At 71.4% G+C, this 8,874-nt stretch carries 9 protein-coding genes; 4 read left to right on the top strand and 5 right to left on the bottom strand.

Going from position 1 to position 8,874, the window contains the following annotated elements:
* Nucleotides 1-76: 76 nt before the first annotated feature.
* Nucleotides 77-1,129, bottom strand: a complete 1,053-nt coding sequence (locus tag L1885_RS18040) for a lactonase family protein (RefSeq protein ID WP_235798163.1) — start codon at nt 1,127-1,129, stop codon at nt 77-79.
* 240 nt (nt 1,130-1,369) lie between these two features.
* On the opposite strand from L1885_RS18040, the gene L1885_RS18045 reads away from it, so the two are divergent.
* A complete protein-coding gene (locus tag L1885_RS18045) occupies nt 1,370-2,077 on the top strand; it encodes an HAD family hydrolase (RefSeq protein ID WP_235798164.1) in 708 nt (235 codons plus the stop codon).
* Between the two features lie 502 nt (nt 2,078-2,579).
* On the opposite strand, the gene L1885_RS18050 is transcribed toward L1885_RS18045, so the two are convergent.
* On the bottom strand, nt 2,580-2,732 hold the full coding sequence (locus tag L1885_RS18050) for a hypothetical protein (protein ID WP_235798165.1): 153 nt from the start codon (nt 2,730-2,732) through the stop codon (nt 2,580-2,582).
* Nucleotides 2,733-2,852: 120 nt separating this feature from the next.
* Between L1885_RS18050 and L1885_RS18055 the strand changes: the two genes are divergently transcribed.
* Together L1885_RS18055 and L1885_RS18060 are read left to right on the top strand one after the other, a co-directional pair.
* Entirely contained in the window at nt 2,853-3,689 is an 837-nt protein-coding gene (locus tag L1885_RS18055) for an undecaprenyl-diphosphate phosphatase (RefSeq protein WP_235798166.1), read from the top strand.
* Nucleotides 3,690-3,787: 98 nt separating this feature from the next.
* Nucleotides 3,788-3,931, top strand: a complete 144-nt coding sequence (locus tag L1885_RS18060; RefSeq protein ID WP_235798167.1) for a hypothetical protein — start codon at nt 3,788-3,790, stop codon at nt 3,929-3,931.
* Between the two features lie 192 nt (nt 3,932-4,123).
* Here L1885_RS18060 and L1885_RS18065 read toward each other — a convergent pair whose 3' ends face one another.
* The 3 genes from L1885_RS18065 to L1885_RS18075 all read right to left on the bottom strand — a co-directional run bounded on the left by L1885_RS18065 (nt 4,124) and on the right by L1885_RS18075 (nt 7,392).
* Nucleotides 4,124-5,047 carry a carbohydrate ABC transporter permease gene (locus L1885_RS18065; RefSeq protein WP_235798168.1) on the bottom strand — a complete coding sequence of 308 codons (924 nt, stop codon included), beginning with the start codon at nt 5,045-5,047 and terminating at the stop codon, nt 4,124-4,126.
* Nucleotides 5,044-5,994, bottom strand: coding sequence for a carbohydrate ABC transporter permease (locus tag L1885_RS18070; RefSeq protein WP_235798169.1), 951 nt, complete (start codon nt 5,992-5,994; stop codon nt 5,044-5,046). The genes L1885_RS18065 and L1885_RS18070 overlap by 4 nt, the downstream gene beginning before the upstream one ends.
* 102 nt (nt 5,995-6,096) lie before the next feature.
* A complete protein-coding gene (locus L1885_RS18075) occupies nt 6,097-7,392 on the bottom strand; it encodes an ABC transporter substrate-binding protein (RefSeq protein WP_235798170.1) in 1,296 nt (431 codons plus the stop codon).
* Nucleotides 7,393-7,967: 575 nt separating this feature from the next.
* On the opposite strand from L1885_RS18075, the gene L1885_RS18085 reads away from it, so the two are divergent.
* Nucleotides 7,968-8,738: an MmpS family transport accessory protein gene (locus L1885_RS18085; RefSeq protein WP_268984221.1), complete on the top strand. Its 771-nt coding sequence runs from the start codon at nt 7,968-7,970 to the stop codon at nt 8,736-8,738.
* The last annotated feature ends 136 nt before the right edge of the window (nt 8,739-8,874 follow it).

The raw sequence follows: 8,874 nt of genomic DNA on the forward strand, positions 1-8,874 counted from the left end.
GCGGGCCCGCGCGGGGTGCCGCCGCGGGCGGCCGGGCACGAGGGCCCGCGCCCGCTCCCGCGCCGGAGCCGGCCGGTCAGCCGAAGACCACGCAGGAGGCCGCGGGCATCTCGACCGCGCCCGCCTTCACCGGGACGCCGGTGTCCGGGTCGACGTCGAACCAGGTCACGTCGCCGGAGTGCTCGTTGGCGGCGTACAGGCGGCGGCCCGCAGGGTCCAGCGCGAGGTCGCGGGGCCAACGGCCGCCGCACGGCACGGTGGTGACGAGCTCCGCCTTCTCGTGGGACTCGTCGAGGGCCACCACGGAGATCGAGTCGGGACCTCGGTTCGCGGCCCACACGAAGCGGCCCGCGCGGTCCACCACGATCGCCGACGCGTTGCTCGTGTCCCGTCCGGGCGTGCCCTCCTCCAGGAGCGGCGCCTCGCCCAGCGCCTCCAGCGTTCCCGTCTCCGCGTCCCAGCGGCACACCGTCAGCGACGGGTGCAGCTCGTGCAGGACGTACGCGTGCCGGCCGTCCGGATGGAAGGCGAGGTGGCGGGGGCCCCGGCCCCGGGTCAGGACGGTCTCCGCGTGCACGGCGAGGGTCCCGGCCGAGGCGTCGAGGCGGTACACCCGCACCGAGTCGGTGCCGAGGTCCACGCCGAGGACCCACCGGCCGCTCGGGTCGGGCAGCACCTGGTGGGCGTGCGGGCCCTCCTGCCGCTCGGCGTTCGGCCCGCTGCCCTCGTGCGCGAACACGCTGCTCGCCTCGCCCAGCGCCCCGTCCGCTTCCACGGGCAGCACCGTGAAGCTGCCCGAGCCGTAGTTGGCGACCAGCAGGTGGCCCCCGGCCAGCGTCAGGTGCGCGGGGCCGTCCGCGCGCAGGTCCCGCACCTCGCCGAGCGGCGCGAGGGTCGCGTCCGCGCCGACGCGGAACGCCGCGGCACGGCCGCGCTCGGTCTCGGAGGCCGCGTAGAGGACCGACGCGTCGTCGCTGAGCTTCAGGTACGACGGCTGGGGCAGGGCGTTCGTGGCGGAACGCTCCGTCAGCGCGCCGGTGTCCGCGGCGACGTCGGCCACGACGACGCCCCGGCCCCCCGCTTCCGTGTACGACCCTATGAAGGCACGCCCGCCGTGGTGCTCGCTCACGCTCGACTCCCCTGGTTCCTCGTGTCGTTCCTCGTCGCCGCCGACCGGGCGCGGCGCCCGCGGCCGCCGTGGCGGCCGGTGCCGGGGCCGGTGGTGCGCCCGGCCCCCGCGACTGCGGCCCCGGCGACGGTAGCAGGGGTGTTTGCGCTGGTACACCGTGGTGCGGGGGCGGTCGCCGCGGGACGCCGGACGTCCGGGCCCGGACGCGGAGGGCGCGGGCGGGGTTGGCATGCTGGGAGCATGACCTCTACGCGGACCGCAGCCGTCCTCTTCGACCTCGACGGCACCCTGGTCGACACCGAGCCGCTGTACTACGAGGCCACCCGGCGACTGCTGGACCGCCACGGCGTCCGCGACTTCACCTGGGAGCAGCACGCGGGCTTCATCGGCGTCGGGACCCGCGAGACGCTGGAGGTCCTGGCGGGCCGGTTCGCGCTCACCACGCCCGTGGACGAGCTGCTCGCCGACCTGAACGCGGTCTATCTCGGCCTCCTGCGCTCCTCGGCCGAGGTGTTCCCGCGGATGCGGACGTTCGTCGAGCGCCTGCACGCGAACGGAGTGCCGATGGCCGTGGCCTCGGGCTCCTCGCGCGAGGCCATCGAGGCGGCCCTCGTCCACGCGGGCCTTCAGGGGTACTTCGGGGCGACCGCGTCGGCGGAGGAGGTCGCCGCGGGCAAGCCGGAGCCGGACGTGTTCCTGGAGGCGGCGCGGCGCCTCGGCGTCCCCGCCGCCCGGTGCGCGGTGATCGAGGACTCGGCGCCCGGGGTGGCGGCCGCCCACGCCGCGGGCATGCGGTGCCTCGCCGTGCTGTCCGTACCGGTCGGGCCCGGGACGCCCCCGCCGGCCGCGTTCGGCACGGCGGAGCTGGTCTTTCCGGGCGGGCACGCCGAGTTCACGGCGGAGGCCGCGTACGACTGGCTGGAGGCGGCCGGCGCGCCGCGCCCGTAGCCGGGCCCTCCCGGCGGCCGTGGGGGCGCTCCGCGGCCGGTACACGGGGCCTCCGGCGCTCCGCCCGCCGCCCGGGGCCCCGGACACCCCGAGCGGTCACCACAGGCCCGTGCGCGCCCTCTCCCCGGCCCGCCGCCGGGTGTCCCGCGTGCGAGGCCCGAGGGCGCGGACGGGGGCCTCCGCGGGCCGAGAGGTCCCGCGCCCGCGGCGCTCACCCGTTCAGGTGAATCCGTGGGCCCTGACCCGTGCCCGCCGGGACGGCCCGCGCCGCCTCAGCCGTCGGCGTCCTGATCCAGGAGGCTGGGCGGCAGCCGCGTCGGCCGGGGCGAGCCCGTCGGCGAAACGGGCGGGGACGACGGCACGGTCGGGGCGCTCGTCGAGGACGGTTCGCATCCTGCGGTTCGCGAACCTTGGGGGCATCGGTGACCGGCGCATACGCGTGAAGCGCGGCCCCGGGGCGTGCGTGCCGGCAGCCGTCCGCCGTGCGGGCGGCTCGGGACCGTCACCACGGTGGCGTACGCGAGGTCCCCGTCGAGGCGCCGCGCCGCATCACGGCCGTCAGCGGCCCGTCCGCGCCGAGAAGCAGGTCGAGGGCCTCGGCCTCCGGCTCCCCGTTGGCCCGTTCGCGACCCCTTCCGAGTGCGCCCGCGTCCATCGGTTTGTCGTTTCCCCGCCCTGTCTTCTACAGTCGTGTCGAACTTCTACGGCGGTGTAAAAGCGGCCGTGGGGTCCGCGCGTGTCACAGCCCAAGCCGCCCACTCCCCCGGGACAGTCCGTGAGTGTTGTCAGTGTTGGCCAGGCCGCCGTGCTCGGCGTCGTGGAGGGGTTGACCGAGTTTCTTCCGGTCTCCTCGACCGGGCATCTGAAGATCGCCGAGGGCCTGATGCACATCCCCGTCGAGAACGCGTCCGTCGTGGGCTTCTCCGCGGTCATCCAGGTCGGCGCGATCGTCGCGTGCATCCTGTACTTCTTCAAGGACCTGGTCCGCATCATCGGCGCCTGGGGCCGCGGCCTGGCCCACAAGGAGGAGCGCTACCACCACGACTACAAGTTCGCCTGGTGGGTCATCGCCGCGACCATCCCCATCGTCGTCGTCGGCCTCGCCGCCAAACCCCTCATCGACGGCCCCCTCGCCTCCCTGTGGGTCGTCGCAGGATCCCTCATCCTCGGCAGCGCCGTCATGTGGGCCGCCGACCAGATGGGCCGCCACAAACGCGGCGAGGACGACACCTCCTTCAAAGACGCCATGTGGGTCGGCTGCTCACAGATCCTCGCCCTCCTCTTCCCCGGCTTCTCCCGCTCCGGCGCCACCATGTCCACCGCACTCATCCTCGACCTCGACCGCGTCGCCGCCACCAAGGTCTCCTTCTTCCTCGGCATCCCCGCCCTCACCGGCGCCGGCATCTACGAACTCAAAGACGCCCTCGGCACCGGCGTCGGCGCCGCCCCCCTCGCCGTCGGCACCCTCGTCTCCTTCCTCGTCGCCTACGCCTCCATCGCCTGGCTCATGAAATTCGTCGCCAGCCACTCCCTCAACTCCTTCGTCATCTACCGCATCCTCATCGGCACCCTCCTCTTCGCCCTCCTCGGCACCGGTGCGCTGAACTCGTGACGCCACGCCCCGCCGGCGACCGCGACCGCGCCCGCGAGGCCGAGCCGCCCGCGGGGGCGCCTGTGCGGCCACAGGCGTCCGCGCAGGCGTCGACCCGGGTGGCTGCGCCGGCACCGCAGGAGAAGGGCTGTGCCGTGTGCGCGGCGCTGGTGCGGCAGCGCAGCGAGGCCAGGGAGAACGGCGACACGCGGTGCGAGCAGGAGTGCGACGCCGAACTGGGGGCGCACGGGCACGGCGGCTGAGGGGCCGCCCGGCCCGTTTCCCACTCGCCCCCCGCCCGCGTGCTGCCGCACGCCCGTTGTGCTGCCGCCCGGCTCCCGGACGGCGGGGGCGGGGGCGGGGCCTCGGCGCGGCGGTCCCGCCGGACGTGCCTCGGAGGCGCCGCGGGACTTCCCGCGGCGCCCCCGAGTGCCGACGTGCGGCGGGCGGCCCGCTCAGCCCTTGTTGGCGCCCAGCGTGAGGCCCGACACGAACTGCTTCTGCAGGGCGAAGAACACCACCAGGGTCGGCACCGCGACGATCAGCGCGGCGGCCGAGATGAGGTTGTTGTTCACGAAGAACTGGCCCTGGAGGTTGTTGAGCGCGGCCGTGATAGGCCGGTTGCTGCCCGTCTGCATCAGGACCGTCGCCCAGAAGAAGTCGTTGTAGATCCAGGTGAATTCGAGCGTCGCGAGGGCCGCGAGCACCGGGCGGCACAGCGGCAGCACGAGCTGCCAGTACTGGCGCCAGGCGGACGCCCCGTCCACGAGGGCCGCCTCCCCGAGCTCCTTGGGGATCGTGCGCATGTAGTTGGACAGCACGAACGCGCAGAAGCCGGTCTGGAAGGCCACGTGGATCAGGATGAGGCCGAGGAAGGAGTCGTCCAGCTTGCCGGACGCCGCCAGCCACTCGGGCAGCGGGATCATCTGGTACATCTTGAACAGCGGCGTGATCAGCGCCTGCTGGGGCAGCAGGTTGCCCGCCGTGAACAGCATGAGCAGTGCGATGTTGATCTTGAAGTTGAACCGCGCCACGACGAACGCGACCATGCTGGACAGCCAGAGCGTGATCACCAGCGCCGGAACCGTGATGAGGACCGAGTTCCAGAAGTAGTGCAGCAGCTGCGCCTGGTCCCAGGCGGCGGTGAAGTTGCCGAAGCCGAAGTGGCCGCCGACGGAGACGTATCCGTGCTTCTGCGTGTCCGCGTACGGGCGCAGGGCCGTGTAGAAGGCGTACAGCAGCGGCAGCAGCCAGACGGCGCAGGTGCCGATCAGGAAGACGTGCAGCGCGGCGCGGCCGGCCCTCGGCGGGCGCCGGTCCCCGGGGGCGGGCGCGGCGGTGCGGGGCCGCCCGGGGCGCTCGGTGGTCAGCGTCGTCATTCTCGCTCGTCCTTCCGGAACATGCTGATCAGGTACGGCACGATGAACGCCAGCGAGATCACGAGGAGGATCGTCGCGAGCGCCGAGCCGAAGCCGATGCGGCTGGCCTCACCCACGATGTTGTCGGTCACCAGCACGGACAGCAGCTCGAGGCCGTTGGTGCCCTTGTTGATGACGTAGACGATGTCGAAGGCGCGCAGCGACTCGATGACCGTGATGACGAGCACCACGACGTTGATGGGCCGCAACGCGGGCCAGACCACGTGGCGGAAGGTCTGGGGGCCGTTCGCGCCGTCGAGGGCGGCCGCCTCCTTCTGCGAGGGGTCGACGCTCTTGAGGCCCGCGAGGTAGAGCACCATCACGTAGCCGGCCTGGCGCCAGCAGGCCATGATCATGACGGCCCAGATGTTCAGGTGCGGGTCGCCCATCCAGTCGACGACGTGGTGGTCGGCGTGGCCGGTCAGGTTGTTGATGAGTCCCTGGGTGGGCGAGAAGATCAGCTCGGTCATGAAGCCGATCAGCGCGAGCGACAGCACCACGGGCAGGAACAGGATCGACTGGTAGATCCGGGAGAAACGGATCTGCTTGTCCAGTTGCACCGCGAGGAACAGGCCGAACGGCGCGGGCAGGACGAAGAAGACCGCGAGCCAGATGAGGTTGTGCTCGATGGCCGGGTCGAACGGCGGGTAGATCGTGAAGATGTTCTTGTAGTTCTCGGTGCCGACCCACTGGATCGTGGAGAAGTCGCCGAACCCGGTCCAGCTGGAGAACGACAGGACGATCGATGCCAGGGCGGGCACCCACACGAACGCCACGGTCAGCAGGGTGGGGATGCCGGCCATCAGGCCGAGGCTCACCCGGTCCCGCACGGTGAGCTGTTTGAGATGGCGCCGCTTGGTCTTGGGGGGCGTGGTCCGCGGCGCCGCCGCGCCGTCCACAACAGTCATGTGTTCCTCGTCGTCTTCACACCGGGCACTGCCGTACGGGCCGGGTGCGGCGCCCACCGTGTGGTGTGCGCCGCAACCGGCCCAATGGGGGGAGCTGACAGGTCAGTTGCCGCTCGCCCAGATGGTCTTGGCCTGCTTGTCGACGTTCGACAGGATCGAGGCGATGTCACCCGGGCTGTTCAGGAACTTCTGGATGGCCGGGATCATCACCGGGTCGGCGAAGTCCGGCCGCGTGTCGCGGTCCATGAACTGCGAGAGGGACTTGGCGCCGGTGATCAGCTTGACCGCGTCGTTCTGCGGCTGCGTGTACTTCGAGGTGTCGACGCCCTTGGCCGTCGCGACGTCGGCCGGGTTGGTGCCGAGCCACAGCTGCTGGGCCGTCGCCGTGCCGAGGTAGCCGAGCAGCTTGTCGGCGCCGTCCTTGTTCTTGGGCGACTTGGACACCATGAAGCCGTCGATGGGCGCCTCGACGGCGCTCTGGCCGTACTGCGGGTCGATCTCCGGGAAGGCGAACAGGCCGAGGTCGGCCGCCTTGTCACCGGTGAAGATCGTGCCGATCTGGTCGAGGCCGAGCACCATCATGCCGGCCTTCTGGTTGACGAGCGCCTGGGCGCCCTCCTGCCAGGTCTGGCCGGCGAATCCCGCGGAGTAGTACGGGATGAGCTGCTTCCAGTGGTCGAACACGGCCTTGACCTGGGGCGTGTTCCACTTCTCGCCCTTGCGCATCAGGTCGATGTGGAAGTCGAAGCCGTTGAGGCGCATGTTCAGGTAGTCGAACGTGCCCATGGACGGCCAGCCGTCCTTGTTGGTGAAGGCGATGGGCGTGATGCCGTCGCCCTTCATCTTCTTCGCCAGCGCGATGTACTCGTCCCAGGTGGTGGGGACCGAGTAGCCCTTCGCCTTCCACAGGCTCTTGCTGTAGAAGACGGCCCACGGGTAGTAGTCGAACGGGACGAGGTAGTAGTGCCCGTCGGGCGCCTTGCTCTGGGCCTTCATGGCGTCCGTGTAGTTGGCGCCGATCTTCTTCCAGACGTCGTCGACGTTGCTGGCGAGGCCCTGGCCCGCGAAGAACTGCATGCGCTCACCGGCGAACCAGTTGAACACATCGTCCGGGTTTCCCTGCAGATAGCTGGAGATGTTCTGCTGGAAGGTGTTGTGGTCGACCCAGTTGGGCTTGACCGTGATGCCGGTGGCCTTCTTGGCCGCGGCGAAGACGTCGACGTAGGCGCCCTTCGGCTGCGGGACCGCGGCGTTGGAGCCGAACGTCACCGTCTTGCCACCCGAACCGCCCGAACTGCCGCCGCTGCCACCGCAAGCGGTGAGAAGCGGTCCGGCCGCGACGACGCCGGCGCCCAGAGCGGCGCCACGAAGCAGTGATCGTCGGGACACGGACGGCATGTCAGGTATGGGTATACCGGGTCCCGATCGTCGACCGTCAGTCGAGAAAAGCTTCATGACCCCTCCCTGCGGGGCTGTGAATAGAACACAAACGAACGTGACCCGACAGATGTCACCAATACACAGGTCGAGTGTCAAGACATCAAACGGTTGCGATATCGAAGTGTGCCCGTTTTCCCCCGGACGGATAGCAACTGACCTGCCCATCCCACCCGTTGGGCACATTCTGGACAGCTGTTGAAAAAAGTTGGTTCCTGATCGGGAATGTGTTGGCCTGCGGCGGGCACACCGAAGAGGCGGGCGTCCCCGTCCGCCCGCCGCCTCACCATACCGGTCAGTAGGCCGCGCCCGGCGCGCCCCCTCGCCACCCCCGCACCCGCCGCGCGACCACGCGCACCGCGGCCCGCATCCGCACGCGGCAGGCCCGAAGACGCCCCGGGAAGCACCCGGAGCACCCTCTCCCGTCACCTCTCGTTTACGCGATCATCACAAGTTGGACACGACCGCCGTCGCACCATGACCTCCCGTCAGACCGGGACGCTACGGTCATCCCTCCACAGAACTGGGGGGTTCACATGAGTGGGGACGAACAGCAGCAATATCCGGCGCCTTCGGGGCCACCGCAGCCCGAGCAACCACCGCGGTGGGACACGCAGCCGACGGCGCAGTGGGGCGCCGTACCGCCCTCCGCCCCGCCGCCCGCAGCGCCCGCAGCGCCCGCACCTCCCGCAGCGCCTTCCTCGGACCCGCCGCGCGACCACGGCCCCCGGCCGGGCTGGACGCGCAAGCGCTTCGTCCTCCCGGGGGCCGCGCTCGTGTTCCTCGTCGGCCTCCTGATCGGCACGGCGGGCGGCGGGGACAGCACCACGCCGACCGCGGACTCCGCCGCGGCCCCCGGGGCCACCGTCACGGCCACGGTCACGGACACGCCCGCCGGGACGGCGAAGGCGGCGAAGCCGGCCCCGACGGTCACCGTGACGGCCACGGCCACGAAGACCGTGACGAAGACCGTCACGAAGACGAAGCCCGCGTCGGACGGCGCACCGGCCGAAGCCGCGCCCGACGGCAAGGCGCTGTTCAAGGTGTGGGGTTCGGCACCGGCGGGCGCGGACATCACCTACGGCTCGGACAGCGACAACATCCAGGGCAAGGGGCTGCCGATGACGAAGACGCTGCCCGTGAAGGACGATTCGCTCTACTACGCCGTCACGGCGCAGCTCCAGGGCGGCGGGGACATCCACTGCTCGGTGACGATCGACGGCAAGACGAAGACGGGCCATGCCTCGGGTGGCTACAACATCTGCCAGGCGCAGCTCAGTTCGGACTTCTCGGGCGGCTTCAGCTGAGCCGTCCGGACGCCGTGCGCCCCCGCTCCGCCCCACCGCGGGCGCGGGGGCGTACGCAGGACGCGGGCGGTACGTACCGACGCGGGCCTCCGGCCGCGCGCCGCGCGGGCGTCCGCCGAGCCGGGCGGGCGGCCGG

Origin of the sequence: Streptomyces fuscigenes (genome assembly GCF_021556455.1) — a bacterium.
Classification (GTDB): domain Bacteria; phylum Actinomycetota; class Actinomycetes; order Streptomycetales; family Streptomycetaceae; genus Streptomyces; species Streptomyces fuscigenes.